Genomic DNA, 20,119 nt, shown 5'->3' on the forward strand with positions numbered 1-20,119 from the left:
GGGAGCAGTAGTATTATCCACACGCTCCCCTTTTAAAAATTATTGCTTACGATGACGTCTAATATAATCGACAATCATGTCAGCAATAACATTGGCTAGTATGCCAGATACTAGACCAATTATAAATGTTAACACAGGAGTTCATCTCCTTAGAATTACCATAATTAAGATTGGTTAAGTCTTAGATAATTCCATTTGTCATTTTACCAGAATTTTATACATTGACAATCCAGATAGTTGCTCATACAATATAAATATAAATGTTGACATTGGGGTAAATCTCCAAAGCCCTAAAGTTGGTTACTTTAGGCAGTCATTAAAATGATCCTCTGTTTACGCAGAGGATTTTTTAATACTGTCACAAACACGACCTTAGATAAAATCGCTCCACTAATTCAGGGTAATGGTTAACATCCCTGAAATACAATTTTGGTACCTCAGATAATTAAACCTGTTATAATAAAAAGAGAGCAGTGGTATTGTCCACACGCTCCCTTTTAAACATCGGGCTATTTCTTGAAATGGTCATACAGCCATGAAGAAATTAAGTTAGCTAGTATACCTGATACTAGACCCAAAATGAATGATACCATAGAGGCATTCACCTCCTAGAATTACCATAATTGAGAGTGGTTAAGTCTCAGATAATTCCATTAGTCATTTTACCAGAATTTTTTTATTGACAATGACTTAAAATATTGTAGAATGATAGTGAATGATATCAATGAGGCTGAACCTCAAAAAGCCCTAAAGCTGGTTACTTTAGGCAGTCATTAAAACGATCCTCTGTTTACGCAGAGGATTTTTTAATACCGTCGCAAAATACGACTAAATTATTCGGTAGGGCCAACTTAATGGAAGTCGTAAATCGCGACCCCAAGTCAAAAAAACTTACTACCTTTAGAGTAGTTTTTCTTTTATAATTACGAGAAATCCGAGTCCCTAAAAATGGAAAATACGACAAATGCGACCCCCTAAAAAGAGAAAATCTTTTTAAGACAATTTCGGATATTAAGATTTTGCTAACCATGAAATGCAAAAAAATGCACCGTAAATATCCGCCGGCGGAATTAAACACTTTTAAAATGACACTTATAAGCAAAAACTTTGCACCGATTTATAAAATTTTGCACCGAAATTTGCACCGATTTATAAAATTACAGCTAATTTCATCTAATTCTATTTAACAAAAAAGCCTTAACACCAACGCCTGACGCTAATTGACATTAAGACTAATTACTTTAATTGGGTTAGCTGGATTCGAACCAGCGCATACTAGTACCAAAAACTAGTGCCTTACCGCTTGGCTATAACCCAAACATTTGAGCTTTTACTTGTCACTCAACATTAATAGTATAGAGAATTAGGTTTTCCAAGTCAAGCATAAATTAAATCTTTTTACTGTTAAAGATTTAGCTCATAAGCATATCTAGCACCATCTTCAGTTTGATCAACTTGAACAATACCACAGTATTGATAACCCATCGACTCAATTAATGCTTGCATACGCTTATTTAAAGCATGCGTATCTATCCGAAAATTACTAAACCCCAGCGCAATTGCACATGAAAGCAGATTAGAAATGAACGTTTGACCTAAATGCTGACCGCGAAACTCAGAATCAATTGCAATTCGATGGATTGTGGCATACGGAGATTGATTATTATGCCATTTTCCAGTAATTTTGGCATAGCTAGAATCGGGTGTCGTTTGCAAAACAGCTACTCCCGCAATCTTTTGTTTGACGACTAAGACATATGCCCGCTTTAAGGCAATGTCCTGCTCAAACATTGCCTGGTTAGGCCGCCCATCTTGCCATTGCGGACTGCCATCCTCTTTTAGTAACTGCTTTGCATTATCGATAATTTTTATAATAGCAGGTAAATCTTCCTTAACTGCTTTGCGTATATAAACTAACACTTTTAAGTTTCCTAACTCCTATTCTGTTATAATAAGACTATTCAAAAAATCACAAGGAGAATCTCTATGGGAATTAAATTAATTGCACTCGACACCGATGGCACCTTGCTAACGTCAAATAGTAAGATTTTGCCGAGTACTAAAGCTGCAGTTGAGCGTGCGCTTAAGCAAAACATTAAAGTAGTCTTGTGTTCTGGTCGACCAATTGCAGGGCTAGCTCCCTATCTGACTGAACTAGGAATTACTGGCAGTGACCAGTATGTTGTTACTCTAAACGGTGCAATCTCAATGACTACTAATAAACAAATCATTACCAAGGATCTACTTTCTAACCAATTATATCGCAAAATGACCGCATTTAGCTTAGCAAATCAACTTCCATTTAATGTGGTTGATGAAAATTCTAACATTATCACTGCTGATCATAACATTGACTATGTCGTTTATCTGCAGGCTTATGAAAATACTGCTCCGTTGTACGTCCGTACGCCCGATGAGTTACCTGCAGACTTTCAAGCAGCTAAAGGATGTTTTGTTGGAACACCTGAACTACTTGACCAATGGGAAGAGGCAATCAAACAGGCATTTAGTTCCGAATTATATGTTATCCGTTCAGATCCCCACTTTATCGAACTCCTCAATCCTAAGGTCAACAAGGGCAATGGATTGAGCGAATTAAGCCAATCCCTAGGAATTAAAGCTGATGAAGTAATGGCAATCGGCGACGAACGAAACGATATTCCAATGTTTGATTTTGCTGGAACTAGCGTCTGTATGGGAAATGGCAGCCAAGCAGCTAAAGAATCGGCAGACTATATTACTGCTACCAATGATGATGATGGTATTAGTCAGGCTTTTGACAAATTTGTATTTTAATTAAAAAAGGGCAGTCTAGCTAAGATTGTCCTTTTTGTGTTATTTAAATTTACGGCTTAAACCCTTGATTGTACTTTTCACTTTTAACTATATACGTTGGAACACTTATGTAATGTAAAGAACAAATATTTTCAGTCTGCGAGATACTGAAGCCAAAATAATTATAGTCATCATCATGTAGACTACCCTGGGTATTAAAGAGATCACCCGCATGTTGCCATTCTTGATAAAGGCTGCGATTATTCCGATCAGCTTCGCCGCTACCAACATAACCAAAAATCATTTGTTTCAATCCAAAATAGATATTTTGCTTCAATTGCGCCATTGTCATTATTGGCGACTGATGATAAAAGCCAGCCATATCTTCAACATAATTATCGTTAAGATTTAACCCATTAGCCTGACTAGCACTTACAATCCCAGCAACATAATGTCCATTAGCAATCGTTTGTCGATGATCGCTATATTCTTTAGCGATATCTTGCGCGAGTTTTTGCGTGCCCGAACTATTCACCCATGGCTTTAAAGCTAAATCTTTTCGCGCATTATTAATTAACCGTAAACTAAATGAAGTTAGCTCAGTTAGTTGAGTTTGCGACACATTAGTTAAGTCAACTTGTTCCTGCTCATCCCGCTTATTCTCGCTTTTTTTACCCCTACTAAAGTTATTATCTTGCATTCCCTGCATTGAAGCAGTCACGAAAGCCTTACTTGGCTTTCCTTGATATGCTTGTAACAATGCCTTTTTAGTATAACCCTTGGGCAATTTTAGTTTAGCTTGCTGATACTTAGCTGCCGGCTTGCTTAGCTTAACATCTTTAGCCAAAATCCAATGCGAGTTGTTTCCAATTTTATAGGCAACCAGTTTTTTACGACCGATTTTACCTTTCTTGCTATATGGATAACGATATTTTGCTAAGGCGTAATAATTAGAGTGTTTGCCTGACAAATGATACAGCCTGACCTTTTGATGATGCTTAACTTTGACATAGCCCTTAACCGTTGCTGCTTGGACAGCTGGCAGCTCACTAGCTTCCTTAATACCAAATCCCACCAGCATCATGAATCCACTAATTACAGCAATTACCAATTTCTTTTTCTTCATCATTTTCCTCAAGAATAGCGCCTTAATTCAACAAGCTTACTCGTTATTTTAAAGCCCACCGACTCCAATTGCAATTAAGTGATTTACAAACATTCACTAAATTAAAAAACAAGCACTATTTTTAACTAGCGCTTGTTATTTGGGGTATTACATATTTATTTGATTTTAATGTTTTGTTTTAGTACCAACCATTTGCTTGCCAAAAGGCTTTAGCAGCTGCCCATGAACCATAGCGACTTGAAACATAATTATCAGCTACGCGCTCTTGGTTAGCAGCTGAATAGTCACCATTAAGGTATGAAGCAGAAAGTTGATATTTGCCAATGTATTGGCCATTTTGTGCACTGTATGAGCCACCTGATTCCCGATTAGCAATCCAAGCCTTAGCGCTGGAATCCGAATCAGTAGTAGTTGCTACATAGCTTTGAGTAGTAGAATTCGAGGTCGTATCTACTGTATTTTCACTAGTTGCAGCACTTGTTTGCTCTGATTGAGCCGAATCTGCAGGTGTATTACCTGGATTAACAAACTTAGCTCTAACCCATTGATTCTTACCCAAGTCATACCACTTTTCGCCATTAGCATCATAAGCGGTTTTAATGACTTTCCAAGAAGAATTACTTGGTAAAACTTGTCCAGTAGCTACAGGATTATCATAACTATTCCAAACATTTATTGAATTGCCATCAACATAATTCACGGTTACAACTGTAGCATCATTCTCAACTGTGGCAGCTTGAACCGTATCAGCTTTGGTACTGTTCATTAACGCTACACTTGAAATTGACAAGGCCGCTACTGCTGCCGACTTAACTAAGATGGATTTTACCTTCAAAAAATTATCTCCTTAATAAAAAAATTCTATATCTATTCCTTTCTCAAATTAATTATTGTAAAACGATACTAATTAATTTGATTGTTTATATAGTACAGTGCTAACGTGTCAGAAGCATAACAGAACTATCACTCAACCTTTAAAAAAAGGTTACCTAAGAACTGTTTTCTGTAACATTTGTAATATATTTCAAACTGCCATTTGTCAGTGCGAAAATGGCTTAAGCATTACCCTTCAGTTAGTACTTGCTACTAGCAAGAAAGCCATTACGTAGCTGCTTAACCGTTGTATTAAAAAGATTATTTGCAACATAAATGCAAAAATACTATTCTTGCTTAAGTTAAAAGTGCTATAGTTAACATAGATTTTTTTAAAGAAAGGAACAAATTATGACTAAATATACCGTTACCTTGGAAGAAGCAGATCTTCAAATGATTAAAGATTGTCATTCAAAAAATCCATCAATCATGCAAGCAATGAATGATGCCAAGAAATGTGCAGAATAATTTCTAGTTGAGCTGTCTTAGTGATAAGGCAGTTTTTTTATTATAGAGTTTATTTGCACCAAGCAGATAACTATGGTAAAAAGGATAAAATGATAATTCATTAATACTAATAACAGAGGTACCCCAAATTGGATACACTAATCGTCTATTGTCACCCTTATGAAAAAAGTTTTAATCATGCAATCTTGACTAAGGTTACGGTTGCCTTAACTAACCAAAAACGAAACTACCAAATAATTGACTTATATAATGAAGGATTTAATCCGATTTATGACCAAGAAGAATTACGCTTGTTCCACGAAGGTGGTACTCATGACCCACTGGTCAAAAAATATTTGGCTTTAATCCAAACTGCTTCAACCGTAATTTTCATTACGCCACTTTGGTGGAATAGTATTCCTGCTATGCTTAAAGGCTTTATCGATAAAGTAATGAAAGAAGGAGAAGGACTTTCACATACTGTCAGCTCTACTGGAATTCATGGTAAGCTGAATAACGTCAAACATACTTACGTATTGACAACGTCAACCTCTCCAAAATTTTATTTACGTTTTTTTGCTGGAAACGCCATTAAAAAAGTATTCATCAATCAGACTTTGCGCCAATTAGGGATGCGCGGGCGTCACTGGCTACACTTTGGCAAAATCACTAATTCAAGTTACGCCAGACGTAAACAGTATTTAGATAAGATTGAAGGCTATCGGTTTAAATAAAAATTCTAGACTTTCTTTTGTTCAATTAACAACACTAAAACTAGCAACTAATTTTCCAACTAGCATCGGTAGAATCATATTTTTGCAACAGAAACAGTAAAAGTCAGATGATCGCCAAACATAATAACACAAAAAAGCTTTGCAATTCTAAATAATTACAAAGCTTTTTATTAGATAAACCTCTTATTGCTAAGCTTCCATATGCCCAGAAATCGATTTATCGGTTACAGGACTAACACTTGTATCAATTCCAACTTTTTCACATAATTTTGCCGATAAAACTTGGAACGGAACCACATAAAATATTGGCGATAAAATATCACTAGTCTTAACACTAAACTTCAAATCTCTGTCAGTAACAGGAAAATCTTCTGCAGAAATCACAAAAACATGTTCACCATATGCTCTACGATAATATGCAGCAACATCAACCATTCTATCAAACTCAGCACCAGCGTTACCACCAATCAAGAAGATATAGTTATTCTTGTCGTAGGCACGTAATGGCCCATGCAGTTGTTCTTCTTGTTCATAGGCTGAACTTTGACGTCCAAAAGTTTCAAAGAACTTCAACCTTGCTTCTTGAGCGGTTGGATAATTATACCCAAATCCTGCAATTGAAGACTTATCCATTTTAACTAGTTCATCTTGATGTTTTTCAAACCAGGCTGTACTTTCCTTGACTACAGTTGGGAAATCCTCAACTAATTTTTGTGCATCATCAAGCAACTTTTGATATTTATTTTGACCAATTAAATCTTCTTTATGTGCAATTTCAACTGCTAACAAATAAAATTGCAATAAAGTTTCTGTATAACCGCGAGTTTCAGGGCCTACTTGTTCTTCTTCACAAACTAAATGGATATAGTGATCAGCAATCTTAGTAATAGCAGATCCCAGTTGTTCAGAAATTCCAACAGTAGCATAGCCTAATTCTTGTGCATGTTTCAATGCATCACACGTTGAATAACTATCCCCATGTTGTGATAATCCAACAACTAAAATTTGGTCATCCCTAAATACACTGCTTGGATTAATACTTTCAGAATAAGTGAAGACATTAGGCTCAATTGCCACACCTTCAACTTTTAGCAGTTTAACAAACATATTTCGAACTACCCGCATCGCATTATAAGATGTTCCAGAACCTGTAAAGATCACTTTCTTGAAATCATTCTTTAGCCAGAAATCAATAAATTCCTTACCATAATCATTTCGTTCATCAAAGGCTCTTTGTAACACCCTTGCAGTATCCTCAACATGGCCCATCATTGTAAGTTTTGTCATTTTAAAAATCCTCCATTTTTTCTAATTTTATGTTATTTTTAGCTAGTTCTTGCATTCTAGTAAGATATTTTTCGGCTTGTTGTTCATTACCCAATTGCTCAGCTACCAAGTTTAAACGTTGATAGATTATTAATTTTTGTTCAGGCTGATCAGTCGACTTAAGCTGTTCTTCTAATTGAGTAATTAATTGTTCACTAGGTGCTAAATATACCTGATGCAGTATATTAATTTCCGACTTTACTTCAGACAATTCACAATTATCTAAAATAAAAACTTCTAATTGCTCTACCATCGCCAGATCCTTATTTTCAAGAAAATATAGGTATGAACGCATTAAATAAATCAAAGTATCTTTGTCTTTAACAAGATTTACCGGTTGATCAACTAGTTGCAATACTACTTTGTTAATCCCTTTTCGATCCTCATAAGCCAAATAGTAATCTAAAGTTAGCAATAGTCTGGTTCTTTTTGACAAACAAATAGTTGTAATAGGCGACTTAAGCAAATTAAAATATGATTTTTGATCTCCACTTTTTTCGTACTTTAACAGTTTAGTCGTTAATTTTTTATTTAATTGTGATTGCGCTAGCCAACTTAAAAATACTGCACCGAACAATAAAATTACAATAATTACTGGTTGCATAAACTATAACAAACCAACAGCTACAGCTAATATGCCTAAAATAATCAAACCAATCAAAATAACTGTTCCGTTCACCTTTTTCTGCAACAAGCCATAACAACCAAATGTTAACAATAGAGGTAATAAATCAGGCAATAATGAATCCAGTGTCTCTTGAACTTTGATCTTGGTACCACCAAATTTCAGTACCATCGGCACCTTGATAATCACCATCGACGCTATCATTGCACCAATAACCACCAAGCCCAATATCTTAGCTGCTTCAGTCAACTTTTCTAGAGTCCCGTCTTCACTGGCTTTAGCCAAAAATTTATTTCCACCTTCATATGACAATTTAAAGCCAAACCAACGCAGCAATTCACTAGGAATCACGTTAATCAAGAAATATAAAATTGGTCCTAGAATACTGCCTTTAACAGCTAGTGGGGCCCCAATACCAACACCAATAACTCGCAGTGTTCCCCAAAACATGGAGTCACCGATACCAGCTAAGGGACCCATTAATGCAGATTTAACCGAATTAATAGAACTTGCATCAAAATCTTCAGAATTAGCATTTTGCTCTTCCATTGCACAACTAATTCCAAGAATCATCGGTGAAACAGAAGCTGAACAGTTAAAGAACTCTAAATGACGCTGGTAACCCTTTTGTAATTGTTCCTCATCATCACCGTACAAGCGTTTTAAAACAGGAGTCATTGACCAAGCATAGCCTAAAGCCATTTGCCTTTCATAATTAAATGAGCCTAACAATTGATAGTGGCGCCACATAACACTGCGCAAATCTTTTTTAGTCAGCTTTTTCTTTGATTTTTGCTCCGATACTGCATTATCCATTATAGTAACTCTCCTTCGTCATTATTTGCTTGCGGCTTAAATTGATAGTAAACATATGCGATTATAAAGCCAAACATGGCGATGCCAATCATTGGAACTTTCAAGAATGCAACTAATGCAAAACCTAAAAATAAAAATGGTGCATATTTTTTGTCATAAGTTAACTGCATTAGCATGGCAATCCCTAAAGCAGGTAACAAGTTCCCTGATTGGGCCAAACCGTCCTGAATTACCTTTGGAATAGATTTCACTATCAGTTTAATTACTGGCGTACCAACTAAAAAGCCAACTAATATTGGGACGAACTTGGCCAAAAAGAACATGGCTACTCCGCCCCATTCTCCTATTGCAATTCCTTTCCAATTTTTCTTTTCTATTTGCCTATCAGCATAATGAGTAAATACAGTATTAAAACTGCCAATAGCAATTTGAATAATCTGCGCAATTAAAGCAATTGGAACTGCCAATGTTAACGTTGTTTGCCAATTAGCTCCAGTTTTTATCGCTAAAGCCGTAGCCAATGCAGAACCAACGACCACATCAGGTGGTGTGGTCGTGCCAATACCAACTAAGCCCATCCAAACGAGTTCCAATTGTCCTCCTAGAACCAGTCCAGTATTGAAGTCGCCCATTACTAATCCAACCAATGGACCAATAATTATTGGACGATCTAGCATGTGCTGCCCACCAATTCGACTTTCCATATAGGCTAATCCACCGATTAGCGCAACTAAGATTCCTTGTAACATTTACATTACTCCTTTCATCTAAATTATTTATTAAAAGCTTTTTTAATTCCTGAAAAGTTCAATTTTTCAGTTGTGGGATTCACCTGAGCAAAAACTTCAACACCTTGCTGATCTAGCTTTTGTGCACATGCAAATTCGTCTTCAGTCATTTTTACCTGTGGTAATACTGCAACAGCATCTTGATAATGAATACCGGCTGTACCTACATTGACATTTTTAAGTCCTTCAACACTTTCCTTTAGAGTCAATGCATCACGAACATTTTCTGTAACAACAAAAATCTTCTTATTAGCATACTTTGGATTATTTAAAATCGCTATTGCTGATTTCAAATCCTTAATTCCTAAAGTGACACCTGCTGGTTTAGCCAACTTCATCGTCATCTTTGACATGGCATCATTAGCTGCATGATCATTGGCAACCAATAAAATGTCAGGATGCAGCTGATTGGTCCAAGACACAGCCACCAAACCATGAACCAATCGATCATCTGCTCTTACTAAACTAATCATCTAAGTCATCTTCTTTCAATAAATCGTTAATATAGACAATTTGCTGTCTTGATTGTTTAACTGCAGCATTAATTTCTTTATCAGTTAGGCTTTCCTTACCCGACATTACTAGTTCTAAAACCAGAGAAAGATTAATACCACTAATAACTTTACAATCAAACTTTTTAATTAAAGCTAGTGCTTCTTTATTAACGCTACCTCCAGGTAAATCAGTCAAAATAATTATCTGGTTACCCTTTAAATCAATTATTTTTTCTTTTAACTGGTCGGTAAACGGTTTTTGTCCGTCTACATAAGCATTTATATAGTGCACATTGGTGAGTGCATCATTAAAAAAACTGATTGACTTATGATAACCTTCCGCTAAATAACTATGAGTAGCTATAATGTATTCGCTCATTTGCTCACTTCCTTTAAATCAATGTCAAAATTCCGTGTCATTTAAAAATTATTCTGTTCCACGCGTCCTTAAAATGTTAGCGTGAACATTAAATTTAAATAAATTTTACTCTATGTATATACATTTTGCAACGATTTTTATAAAAATATCTGCTATTTTTATTTATATATCGGTGACTATTAATACGAAGCAATGTGTCTTTTGTCTTTTATATTTGTGGTATATACATTTATCAGTAATATTTATATTCCCTCAGAATTTATTTTTGACTTAAGGTATAATTATCTAAAATGGTGATTTCTAATAGAAAATGACAAAGTATATAAAATAAGAGAATGCAATGGAACCAAAATACAAACAAGTTGAACGTTTTTATATCGATCAGATTAATAAAGGAAAATTAAATATTGGCGATCAATTACCGCCCGAAGTCGAAATTGGCGAAAAATACGGCTATAGTAGGATGACTGTGAACAAAGCACTCAAGAATCTTGAAAAAGAGGGCTATGTCACCCGCATAGCTGGTAGAGGCACATTTGTAAAGTCAAAGAATGTTTTACGCGTAATCAATGACGATGTCAGTTTTACCGAGTTCATAAAACGACAAGAAATGACTCCAGGATCAACTTTGTTATCCTATGAACTTGTTGAGGATACTTCAAATTATCTAGATAGTAACGATTTTGACTCTGAGCAAAATTACAGTAAATTACATCATTTCAAACGGTTGCGAACCGGAAATCAAAAACCAATCGCAATTACTGATGATTATCTAAATGCTGAAATTGTTAAGCATGTGGAATTTGACCTTTTAAACAACTCTTTATATGCTTATTTAAAAAAGTTAAAATTACCGGTGATTCAAAATTTTGTAGAAATAAAAGCCATTAAAGCAACAAAAAAGCAGCAAGAGCTGCTTAATTTGAAAGAAGATTTTTTACTAAAGACTCTAGAAAACACCGATACAATTCTGACTAATGGTGAAAGGGTAGCATTAGGCGTGTTTACATCTTATTACAATCCTAACTTGTATACTTATCGCTTTAACATTTAAAAAGGAGCAAACTTCGAAATGAAGTGCTCCTTTTTGCTTGAACTATTCTGTTGCAAATAATGCTTTTATTTCTTCTGGTGTTTTAGCTGATTTTAATCCTGCAATAAAGTCTTCATGCGTTAATAACTTGGCAGTGTTAGACAAATATTTTAGATGTTCATTACTATCAACTTGAGGAATTAGAAAAGAAATTACTATTTCAGTTTGCTTGCCATCTAAAGACCGCCAATCAATTGGATGCTCTAATTTCAACACAAGCATAGCTGACTTATTAATTACAGCAGATTGAGCGTGAGGAATAGCAAAGCCGTCAGTCATCCCTGTTGAACCCTCTTTTTCTCTAGTGATGTAACTGTCAAAAACTTTTTCGCTATCGGTAGCCAGGTTGTTTTCCACGGCCATATTTGCTAAATATTTTAATGCTTCGTCACGACTATTAACATCAACACCAACTTTAATATTCTTAACATCCAGAATACTATTAGGATCATGTGACTCTTCATTTTCATTTAAAACTTGAGTAGTGGTATCGGTAACAACAGTTGAATTTTCAGATAATGTTGCTTCTTTTTTAGCAAATCTCAAAAATACTTTACTGGACTCCAATCAATAGTTCCCTGTTCCGTTATGGTTTGTACTTGAAAACTGTGCTGTTTTTTAGGTTCTATTCCTTCTATAGCTAATTTGGTTTCGGTAATTTCTGTATAAAGCAAATCGTCTACTTTAACATTATATTTTGCACGTCCATATTTTTCATCAGCTGGTTGCCATGATAGCGTGACAGTAGTTATCTGACTCTGCGAAAAATTGAGTGGATCTGTAATACTCAATTTCTTATCTTTAGATTTAGCTAACAGAGCTAAAGGTTGAACCCCGCTAAGCTTAACTACAATCTCACTTGTGCTGACATTTACATGAGCAAGCTTAATACGGAAGAATGTCTGCTTCATGTCAGTTCCGATTCCTTGCAAATACGAATTACTATAATACTCATGATCAAGATAACAAACATTATCGGACTGAGCATAATCAGTCAAGTCTCGAACTAATCGTAAAGCTAATTTTTGACCAGCAATCAACACCGCACAATTTGTTGGCATTTCGGTCACTTTTATAGCCAATTCTGTCGTACGTATTTTTTCCATTTCAGAATAATTTCCAGTTGTTGGTTTAATATCAACTATTAAATTTTCATTTCTTAATTCAGTCGAAATATCCGTTTGAGCAAATTCCCCCATTTGATATTTGGCACTAATGCCGTCATCTTCATAAACTGTAAATTGATTATCATTAAAAGGATAAATCTCAAATTGCCGCTCATTCTTAGCCAGCTGATATTCCTTGGGAGTATTAGTAGCAGGTGCTTTAGGGATTATTGCACCAGCTTTAACAAATAGGGGCAGTTTCCATACAGGCGCAGCAAAATTATTCAGTACTTGTCCGCCTTGATAAGCCTCACCAGTATAATAATCAAGCCAAATCTGCTTTCTATCTGGCAAATAAATACCATTACGAAGATCATTGCCTTGATCATCGGCTGCCGTATTTTGATAGATTGGCGCAACCAAAAAACAGTCTCCCCACATGTATTGATACTTAACCAAGTCTGTATAACATTCGGGTAAATCTGGATATTCTAAAAACATAGCGCGAACCATTGGTTTGGCATCTTCAACGGCCTGATGAGCAATACTGTAGATATAAGGTAGCAACTGTGTCTTTTGCTTTAGATAAGCCCGATTAATTGCAGTAATTGCATCTGAAAACGCAAATGGAGTCTTGGGATTAGTTCCCCAACCATCCATATTTAATTGAATTGGCGTAAAAGCTTTCCACTGGTAGTCACGCGTGTTAACAATTGCATTACTGCCGGCATAAATACCATCCATATCCGAACCAACATTGGGTTGACCTGATAAGCCTTCACCAATATAAGTCGGAATTTGAAAACGAATATATTCCCATTGTCCACCTTTCTGGTCACCCGTCCAAACAGCTGCACTGCTATGTGTTCCAGCCCAACCGTCCATGGTAATAATAAACGGTCGCAATTCTTCACTTTTAATCTTTTCAATCATTTTAGCTGCAGTTTGCGTACCATTTAAACCAAAGGAATAACCATCACCTACCCAGGCCATGTCCGTTTTTAGAGCAGTTACCCCAACTTCTAACTCTTTTTCAAAATCACGATCTGTTGGCTTGGGATGTTGCGGATCCTTAGGAGACAAATTTTGTTGCGTCCATAAGCCGACTTCAATTCCTTTAGAATTAGCATAAGTAACAAACTTAGCCAAATTTTGTAAATTACCTTCCAAGGTATTCGTTTGACCATATCCAGCACCATAACCGTCATTAGGTAAAAACCAGCCTAAAGGCATATCCTGATTGAGATATTGGTCAAGCATGCCACGCGCACTTAATAAATAAGCAGCTCCTCCGGCTTCGCCGTTCAGCGTCTCACGAATTGCTTTACTTTCTAAATCTGCTGGAAGTTCTTTAGGATGATATTCTCGATAATAATTACCATCGGGATATTTAATCGCTTGTTTATCTTGAGCATCAGCCTTAATCCAAAAATCACGATTATAAGCATTTAGATGTGCTTCATAAAAACCATACAATGGCATCAATTGTGGCAAGCCAGTTAATTGGTGATACATATGCAATAGTTCATATGGCGTTTTGGCAAAGAAATAAATTGCATCAAATCGCTTTTCATAATGTCTAGTAACAATTGTTTCAGCTTGTGTACTAGCAAAATCATATTCACCACGGGTGAAAGTATTACGCAACACCCCATAACCGCAGGTCGACCAATAAAAAGGTGCTGGAGATGCCACTCCCTGATCTAGCCAATTATTCGTATTTGCTACAATTATCTGCTCATTAGTTAAATTAAAACGACCGTTTTGCGTACCTGCCCCAAAGTAGTTATTTCCAGCCTCATTAGCTAAAACTTGTTCACAGTATTCATCATTAAGATAGATCGGTTGTACTTCTTGCAAGACTGTCTGTCCTTGCTTGGTAACACTCATGGTACCTGCATTCTTGACAAAATTAATGGTAATCGATTTAGTCGCAATAGACCAACCAGTTTCAGTTCGCTCAAGCTCCACTTGGATAGACTGATCACCATATTCTTGAACATCAGCTGCCAAAATTTGAGCATGTAAGTCTGGCTGCGACTGTGCTGGTTGTTGATACTTTTCTACCGGATCAATGTAATATCGAAAGATACTAGAATCTAACCAATACAATCTGGCCTTCAGACCATTAGCATAATCGATTTGATAAAAGCCACCTTTAGCTTGGACATTAATAATCATATTTTTGTAAACAGCTATTTTCAATTAATTCACCTTTTCTCCTAAATATTTAAATATTATATCAGTTTATTAGTTGATTTTTCATATTTTGATAAAATTAACCATATTGTTCCAATCAATAGTACTACTTATTACGGATTATTATAAAAAATAAATTAAAAATATATTGAATTATCATATTGTTACTGTTATTATTTAAAATAATATATTTTTTATATAAATTTACATATATAAGGATGGGATAGAATGAAAAAGTCAAAAATCATTAGTTATATTGCTATCTTAGCAGCCGTCTTTTTGTCGTTGACAGCTTGCAGTAAAAACCAAGATAAAACCAGCAATGCGGTTGACAGTACCCCCAAATTCAAAACATCCGTGCCAACCAAAACTGTTAAACAAGGTGGCACATTAAAGGTTGCTTTAGAAACAGATACACCTTTCCAAGGCATCTTTTTAGACGAAATCTCAGAAAATTCAGTTGACTATCTAGCCTCTCAATTTGGTGACGAGACCCTTTTTTATTATGACAATAACTATAGAATAAATAAAAAAGGACCCGCTACACTTAAAGTTGATCAAAAAAACAAAAATATCGTAGTCACAGTAAAGAATGGTGTTAAATGGTCTGATGGCAAACAAGTCACGGCTAAAGATCTTGAGTACTCTTATGAAATTATTGCCAATAAAGCAACCAATTGTGAACGCTATACTGATCAAATGGCCAATATTGTTGGTTTAAGAGAATATCATGATGGAAAAGCACAAACGATTTCTGGGATTACCTATCCTAACGGTGAAAATGGACGTTCAATTAAAATTCGTTTTAAACAAATGTTTCCAGGAATGTACAATGCTGGCAGTAATTGTTATAGCGAAACCGCGGCACCTTATCATTATCTAAAAGATGTGCCATTTTCCAAACTGCAAGCCAGTGATCAAGTTAGAAAGAACCCTATGTTCATTGGTCCCTATAAGGTTCAAAAAATTGTACGCGGACAATCTGTTACTTGGGTACCAAATAAGTACTATTGGCGTGGTAAACCAAAGCTAGACAAAATCTCAATTTCAGTAATTTCTACTAGCAGCGCTTCACAAGCAATTAAGAGTCACAAGTTTGATGTCATTGACGTGGTAAATACCCAATGGGAACAAGTTAAAAACACGAAAAATTATAATTTTGTTGCGTCAGTGCCAATGCAATATTATTATTTAGGCTTTAAAGTAGGCAAATGGGATAAAAAGCAAGAAAAAAATGTCATGAGTAAAAATTCCAAGATGAATAGCAAGCCGCTCAGACAAGCCATGGCATATGCCATGAATGTCGAGCAAGTTGATAAACGTTATACTCATGGTCTCAAATTTAAAGTCCCAACTCTAATTCCTGAACAGTTTGGTGATTATTTTGATAAAAATGCCAAAGGCTACACTTACAATCTGAAAAAGGCTAATCAAATTTTAGATCAGGCAGGATACAAGAAAAAAGGTAAATGGCGCACTCAGCCTAATGGCAAACCACTTAAGATTAACTTTATGGCGATGAGCGGTAATACTACTCAAGAGCCAATCATTCAAAACTATTTGCAGCAATGGCACAAAGTTGGTTTAAACGTCAAATTGTACAACGGTAGATTGATTGAAGCTAACTCATTTTATGACAAGCTGGCAAAAGATGATCCTAAAGTTGATGCATTTATTGGTGGTATAGGGATGTCAACCGAGCCTTCACAAGCTAATGCATATGGCGAAAACTCTGCTTCAAATTATGCTCGCTTTGCTACTAAGGAAAATACCCAACTAATTAAAGAAATGGACGCACCAGAATCATTTAATCACGGCCATCGGGTCAAGGTTTTCCACAAGTGGCAAAAATACATGAATGAGCAAGCTTACGTTGTTCCACTTGATAACCAATACACAGTTACTGCAGTAAATACCAAATTAGCTAATTATTCACTTGATCCTGAAAAATGTGCTAATAAGCATCCAATTTGGTATGATATTGGTTTTGCCAAATAAATTCGAATAATACTAAAATTAAATTAAAAAAATATTGCATTTCTAATTTTATGCTGCTATTATTACTGCTAATAATATTTTAGTTAGTTTAAAGGAGCAATGTTCAATGAAACAAACCAAAAATGCAATCTCCGCAAAAGAATTTTTTAATAAAGTATTATCAGGTACCGCAACAGGAATTATCGTTGGCTTGATTCCTAATGCTGTTTTGAGTTCAGTTTTGAAGTTATTCGGCAACAACGCCATTACAATTGGCATGAATCACGTGTTGCTAGTCTTCCAAATCGCAACCCCATTATTAATTGGTGCCTTGATTGCCTACCAATTCGAGTTTGCGCCATTGGACATTGCTGTAGTCGCGGCTAGTGCCTATGTGGGTTCAGGCGTTACCCAGTTTAATGCTCAAGCAGTTAATCCAGCTAACAAACAAGCTGGGATCTTCATTTCATCTGGAACTGGCGATTTAATTAACACGATGATTACTGCTGCCATTGCTGTCTTTTTGACATTGGTAATCGGTAACTTGTTTGGATCAGTTAAGATTGTGCTTAACCCTATCGTAGTCGGTGGCGGAGCTTCTTATATCGGCTATCTGCTATTACCGCTAATTAGCAAAATCACAACTGGACTAGGCACAATTATTAATTCATTTACTAAGTTACAACCTGTTCTAATGTGCGTATTAATCGCCTGGATGTTTGCCCTATTAATTGTTACGCCTGTTTCAACAGTTGCCATCGGAATGGCTATTCAACTAAATGGTATTGCCGCTGGTGCTGCAGCAATGGGAGTAGCGGCAACTACGATTGTTTTGGTAGTCCACTCTTGGAAAGTTAATAAGTCTGGTGTCACAATCGCTGTTGCATTAGGTGCTATGAAAATGATGATTCCAAACCTATTCCGTTATCCGATTATCGTCTTACCAATTCTAATCACTTCAGCCGCTTCGGCTTTACCTGTTGCTTTATGGAACATTTGCGGTACTCCTGCTTCAGCCGGTTTTGGCTTAGTAGGAATTGTTGGGCCTCTGGCATCAATGAGTGGTCCTAATAGTATTAATCTGCTACTAGCTCTACTTAGTTGGTTCGTCATCCCTGCAGTAGTTGCCTTAGCCTGCCGCTTCGTATTTGATAAGTGGCTACATGTTTACGATGAAAAAGTCGCTTTTGCCTACTTGGGTGATTGATTATTTATTAGAATATCAAAAAAAGCTGCATGCTAATCGTTAGTATGCGGCTTTTATATACCGATTTAATCAATTATTCAGAGATTTGCTAACCAAAAATCAGGCCTCAAACTACTATGTTGAGACCTGATTTTACTTATCTATCTAACTTAACATCATTATCCGTATGACCAGTAGTTAGTGCTTGATGAAAATTCTCATAACTAACACTAATCATATCGGACAATGCTGGACTAGTGTATGAACCAATATGCGGTGTAAGTAAGACTTTCGGATATAATTCGCGCAATTCTTGAACAATGCTATCGGAAAGTTTGCCATTAAATTTATGTCCAAAAATTGTGGACTCGTTTGGTAGAACGTCAGACCCAAAACCACTTAATTTATCAAACTTTATCGCTGCAATTACTGCCGGATAGTCAACTAGTTCCGCCCTGGCAGTATTAATCAGAACTGCTCCCTGTTTCATTTTACTAATTAAAGCTTGATCAACCAAGTGATCATTTTGACCAGGAAAGTAAGGTACATGAATTGAAATAATATCAGAATTAGCAACCAGCTCAGCTTGACTAACAAAATCAACATACTGAGCCGCAGAACTACTGGGATATGGGTCGTAACCTAGCACTTTTACTCCCATACCATGGTATAACTTAGCTTCTGTTGCACCTATCTTACCCGTTCCAATAATGCCAACTGTACAAGTATGAAACTCATTAGCAAATAATTCTGGCAAAACTCTAAAATCGCCTTGACGAGTATTATCAACTGCTGTAACCACATTTCGATAGAGCATTAATCCTAAAGTTAAAGCTAACTCAGCTACTGCATATGGTGAGTAAGCCGGAACCCGAGCCACCTTTTGCTGATACTTTGCGGCTGCTTGTAAATCGATGTGATTATAACCAACAGTTCTGGTAAAAACGTACTTGATACCCCAATCATGCATTTTTGCTAAATTGACTGCATCAGCTTGGCAATTTGCGCGCAATAACACTGCATCATTGCCTTTAGCTGTGCTGATATTATCATGAGTTAATAACTCAGGCTCTAGTTGTAAATCATAATGATATTTATTCAGCTTTTTAAAATACGGTACTTCATTTTCCCGAACGCCATAAACCGCTATCTTAAACATGATATACTCCTAGTTAATCAATCACAATGTTATTCATCAGCAGTTTTGGTACTCTGGTCAACTTTTGCAAAAATCCCACTTTATCTTTTATTCTCCCTGAAACTTGTTAGCTTCAACTTCTCTAATAAAGTCAGCCAAATGCTTATAGTATACTTCTGGATTATCAACCATATGGTGATGACCACCATTAGGCGTGGTAACTAAGCGAGAATTAGGAATTTCTCGCTGCATAATTTTCGCCGTATCAAGCGGCATGGTTTCATTCTCACCAAAAGTTAGTAAGGTCGGCATAGTAATCTGCTTGAGATATTTTCTAAAGTGCCAGTCTTTTAATTTACCAGTAACTACAAATTCATTATCACCTTGAAAAGCATGATAGACTGGTAACCCACCTATGCGCTTAATATGATATAACTTACATGGCTGTCTACGATCTAAAAAATTAATATTCAAAATCTGGACATCTTCTTGATAGCGCTCATTTTCATAATCGTCGTTTGCTTCACATTCGCGCATAAAATCAATCTCTGTTTGTGGCAAAACCTCTTGACGACGTCGATTAATTGCATCAATATAATCATCAATTTCATCGACCATTGAAGAAATAATTGCCCCCTTAAGGTGTTTACCATATTTAACCGCATATTCTTGGACTAATAGTCCGCCCCAACTTTGACCAATTAAATAAAAGTTTTCCAGTCCTAATTTTTCTCGCACCTCATCAACTTCATCAAGAAAATATTCATAAGTCAAATACTTTTCAGCAATCTTTGGATCGGAATAATCTGGTTGATCGGAATATAGCGACCCTAATTGATCATACATGGTTACTTGTACATTTAGTCCCTGTTTAGCTAGTTGATCAGCTGCATCCTCCCAATATTCATGATTGCCACCAGGACCACCGTGCAGTGCTAGCAAGTGAATATCGCCCTGTCCTTGCGTACTTGTCCACAAGTGATAGCCGTTATCTAAAGTAATAATTTTTGAACCTGTTTTCATCTTTAACTCCTTAT

At 36.0% G+C, this 20,119-nt stretch carries 18 protein-coding genes and 1 tRNA gene; 5 read left to right on the top strand and 14 right to left on the bottom strand.

Annotated elements, in window-relative coordinates; all coding sequences use genetic code 11:
* Nucleotides 1–1,245: 1,245 nt before the first annotated feature.
* Both OZX56_RS07380 and OZX56_RS07385 read right to left on the bottom strand, forming a co-directional pair.
* Nucleotides 1,246–1,317: transfer RNA gene (locus OZX56_RS07380), tRNA-Gln, on the bottom strand.
* 87 nt (nucleotides 1,318–1,404) lie between these two features.
* Nucleotides 1,405–1,920, bottom strand: a complete 516-nt coding sequence (locus tag OZX56_RS07385; RefSeq protein ID WP_277125868.1) for a GNAT family N-acetyltransferase — start codon at nucleotides 1,918–1,920, stop codon at nucleotides 1,405–1,407.
* Nucleotides 1,921–1,986: 66 nt separating this feature from the next.
* Here OZX56_RS07385 and OZX56_RS07390 point away from each other — a divergent pair, with 66 nt between their 5' ends.
* Nucleotides 1,987–2,796: a Cof-type HAD-IIB family hydrolase gene (locus tag OZX56_RS07390; RefSeq protein ID WP_277139429.1), complete on the top strand. Its 810-nt coding sequence runs from the start codon at nucleotides 1,987–1,989 to the stop codon at nucleotides 2,794–2,796.
* 49 nt (nucleotides 2,797–2,845) lie between these two features.
* Here the strand turns inward: OZX56_RS07390 and OZX56_RS07395 are convergent, their stop codons facing one another.
* Complete coding sequence (locus OZX56_RS07395; protein ID WP_277139430.1) at nucleotides 2,846–3,901, bottom strand: SEC10/PgrA surface exclusion domain-containing protein; 1,056 nt, start codon at nucleotides 3,899–3,901, stop codon at nucleotides 2,846–2,848.
* Nucleotides 3,902–4,079: 178 nt separating this feature from the next.
* The gene (locus tag OZX56_RS07400; protein WP_277139431.1) at nucleotides 4,080–4,736 is read right to left on the bottom strand and encodes an SLAP domain-containing protein; all 657 of its coding nucleotides are present in this window, start codon (nucleotides 4,734–4,736) and stop codon (nucleotides 4,080–4,082) included.
* A gap of 634 nt (nucleotides 4,737–5,370) precedes the next feature.
* Between OZX56_RS07400 and OZX56_RS07405 the strand changes: the two genes are divergently transcribed.
* Nucleotides 5,371–5,955, top strand: coding sequence for an NAD(P)H-dependent oxidoreductase (locus OZX56_RS07405; RefSeq protein WP_277139432.1), 585 nt, complete (start codon nucleotides 5,371–5,373; stop codon nucleotides 5,953–5,955).
* A 189-nt stretch (nucleotides 5,956–6,144) separates the two neighbouring features.
* Here the strand turns inward: OZX56_RS07405 and OZX56_RS07410 are convergent, their stop codons facing one another.
* The 6 genes from OZX56_RS07410 to OZX56_RS07435 form a co-directional block, all read right to left on the bottom strand.
* Nucleotides 6,145–7,242, bottom strand: coding sequence for an SIS domain-containing protein (locus OZX56_RS07410; RefSeq protein WP_277125862.1), 1,098 nt, complete (start codon nucleotides 7,240–7,242; stop codon nucleotides 6,145–6,147).
* Nucleotide 7,243: 1 nt separating this feature from the next.
* Nucleotides 7,244–7,696, bottom strand: coding sequence for a hypothetical protein (locus tag OZX56_RS07415; RefSeq protein WP_277139433.1), 453 nt, complete (start codon nucleotides 7,694–7,696; stop codon nucleotides 7,244–7,246).
* Between the two features lie 192 nt (nucleotides 7,697–7,888).
* Nucleotides 7,889–8,722 (bottom strand): PTS system mannose/fructose/sorbose family transporter subunit IID, encoded by an 834-nt coding sequence (locus OZX56_RS07420; protein WP_277139434.1) that lies wholly within the window; start codon nucleotides 8,720–8,722, stop codon nucleotides 7,889–7,891.
* On the bottom strand, nucleotides 8,722–9,471 hold the full coding sequence (locus tag OZX56_RS07425; protein WP_277125859.1) for a PTS sugar transporter subunit IIC: 750 nt from the start codon (nucleotides 9,469–9,471) through the stop codon (nucleotides 8,722–8,724). The genes OZX56_RS07420 and OZX56_RS07425 overlap by 1 nt, the downstream gene beginning before the upstream one ends.
* A gap of 23 nt (nucleotides 9,472–9,494) precedes the next feature.
* Nucleotides 9,495–9,983, bottom strand: coding sequence for a PTS sugar transporter subunit IIB (locus tag OZX56_RS07430; RefSeq protein ID WP_277139435.1), 489 nt, complete (start codon nucleotides 9,981–9,983; stop codon nucleotides 9,495–9,497).
* Complete coding sequence (locus OZX56_RS07435; RefSeq protein WP_277139436.1) at nucleotides 9,976–10,383, bottom strand: PTS N-acetylglucosamine transporter subunit IIBC; 408 nt, start codon at nucleotides 10,381–10,383, stop codon at nucleotides 9,976–9,978. The genes OZX56_RS07430 and OZX56_RS07435 overlap by 8 nt, the downstream gene beginning before the upstream one ends.
* A gap of 340 nt (nucleotides 10,384–10,723) precedes the next feature.
* Between OZX56_RS07435 and OZX56_RS07440 the strand changes: the two genes are divergently transcribed.
* A complete protein-coding gene (locus OZX56_RS07440; protein ID WP_277125856.1) occupies nucleotides 10,724–11,437 on the top strand; it encodes a GntR family transcriptional regulator in 714 nt (237 codons plus the stop codon).
* 42 nt (nucleotides 11,438–11,479) lie between these two features.
* Here OZX56_RS07440 and OZX56_RS07445 read toward each other — a convergent pair whose 3' ends face one another.
* Both OZX56_RS07445 and OZX56_RS07450 read right to left on the bottom strand, forming a co-directional pair.
* The gene (locus tag OZX56_RS07445) at nucleotides 11,480–12,022 is read right to left on the bottom strand and encodes a PTS sugar transporter subunit IIA (protein ID WP_277139437.1); all 543 of its coding nucleotides are present in this window, start codon (nucleotides 12,020–12,022) and stop codon (nucleotides 11,480–11,482) included.
* Entirely contained in the window at nucleotides 12,019–14,763 is a 2,745-nt protein-coding gene (locus tag OZX56_RS07450; RefSeq protein WP_277139438.1) for a TIM-barrel domain-containing protein, read from the bottom strand. Before OZX56_RS07450 ends, OZX56_RS07445 begins: the two co-directional genes overlap by 4 nt.
* Before the next feature lie 246 nt (nucleotides 14,764–15,009).
* Here OZX56_RS07450 and OZX56_RS07455 point away from each other — a divergent pair, with 246 nt between their 5' ends.
* Together OZX56_RS07455 and OZX56_RS07460 are read left to right on the top strand one after the other, a co-directional pair.
* Nucleotides 15,010–16,779, top strand: coding sequence for an oligopeptide ABC transporter substrate-binding protein (locus OZX56_RS07455; RefSeq protein ID WP_277139439.1), 1,770 nt, complete (start codon nucleotides 15,010–15,012; stop codon nucleotides 16,777–16,779).
* A gap of 106 nt (nucleotides 16,780–16,885) precedes the next feature.
* Complete coding sequence (locus OZX56_RS07460) at nucleotides 16,886–17,965, top strand: PTS sugar transporter subunit IIC (RefSeq protein WP_277125834.1); 1,080 nt, start codon at nucleotides 16,886–16,888, stop codon at nucleotides 17,963–17,965.
* A 136-nt stretch (nucleotides 17,966–18,101) separates the two neighbouring features.
* Here OZX56_RS07460 and OZX56_RS07465 read toward each other — a convergent pair whose 3' ends face one another.
* Both OZX56_RS07465 and OZX56_RS07470 read right to left on the bottom strand, forming a co-directional pair.
* On the bottom strand, nucleotides 18,102–19,103 hold the full coding sequence (locus tag OZX56_RS07465) for an NAD(P)-dependent oxidoreductase (protein ID WP_277139440.1): 1,002 nt from the start codon (nucleotides 19,101–19,103) through the stop codon (nucleotides 18,102–18,104).
* A gap of 87 nt (nucleotides 19,104–19,190) precedes the next feature.
* A complete protein-coding gene (locus OZX56_RS07470; RefSeq protein ID WP_277139441.1) occupies nucleotides 19,191–20,105 on the bottom strand; it encodes a proline-specific peptidase family protein in 915 nt (304 codons plus the stop codon).
* Nucleotides 20,106–20,119: the final 14 nt, after the last annotated feature.

The organism is Lactobacillus sp. ESL0684 (assembly GCF_029392675.1).
GTDB lineage: Bacteria > Bacillota > Bacilli > Lactobacillales > Lactobacillaceae > Lactobacillus.

Excerpts from the sequence above, each read along its gene's own strand:
- OZX56_RS07390 (WP_277139429.1), top strand. The coding sequence starts at position 1,987 with ATGGGAATTAAATTAATTGCACTCGACACCGATGGCACCTTGCTAACG.
- OZX56_RS07395 (WP_277139430.1), bottom strand. The coding sequence starts at position 3,901 with ATGAAGAAAAAGAAATTGGTAATTGCTGTAATTAGTGGATTCATGATG.
- OZX56_RS07410 (WP_277125862.1), bottom strand. The coding sequence starts at position 7,242 with ATGACAAAACTTACAATGATGGGCCATGTTGAGGATACTGCAAGGGTG.
- OZX56_RS07420 (WP_277139434.1), bottom strand. The coding sequence starts at position 8,722 with ATGGATAATGCAGTATCGGAGCAAAAATCAAAGAAAAAGCTGACTAAA.
- OZX56_RS07425 (WP_277125859.1), bottom strand. The coding sequence starts at position 9,471 with ATGTTACAAGGAATCTTAGTTGCGCTAATCGGTGGATTAGCCTATATG.
- OZX56_RS07430 (WP_277139435.1), bottom strand. The coding sequence starts at position 9,983 with ATGATTAGTTTAGTAAGAGCAGATGATCGATTGGTTCATGGTTTGGTG.
- OZX56_RS07435 (WP_277139436.1), bottom strand. The coding sequence starts at position 10,383 with ATGAGCGAATACATTATAGCTACTCATAGTTATTTAGCGGAAGGTTAT.
- OZX56_RS07440 (WP_277125856.1), top strand. The coding sequence starts at position 10,724 with ATGGAACCAAAATACAAACAAGTTGAACGTTTTTATATCGATCAGATT.
- OZX56_RS07450 (WP_277139438.1), bottom strand. The coding sequence starts at position 14,763 with ATGATTATTAATGTCCAAGCTAAAGGTGGCTTTTATCAAATCGATTAT.
- OZX56_RS07455 (WP_277139439.1), top strand. The coding sequence starts at position 15,010 with ATGAAAAAGTCAAAAATCATTAGTTATATTGCTATCTTAGCAGCCGTC.
- OZX56_RS07460 (WP_277125834.1), top strand. The coding sequence starts at position 16,886 with ATGAAACAAACCAAAAATGCAATCTCCGCAAAAGAATTTTTTAATAAA.
- OZX56_RS07465 (WP_277139440.1), bottom strand. The coding sequence starts at position 19,103 with ATGTTTAAGATAGCGGTTTATGGCGTTCGGGAAAATGAAGTACCGTAT.
- OZX56_RS07470 (WP_277139441.1), bottom strand. The coding sequence starts at position 20,105 with ATGAAAACAGGTTCAAAAATTATTACTTTAGATAACGGCTATCACTTG.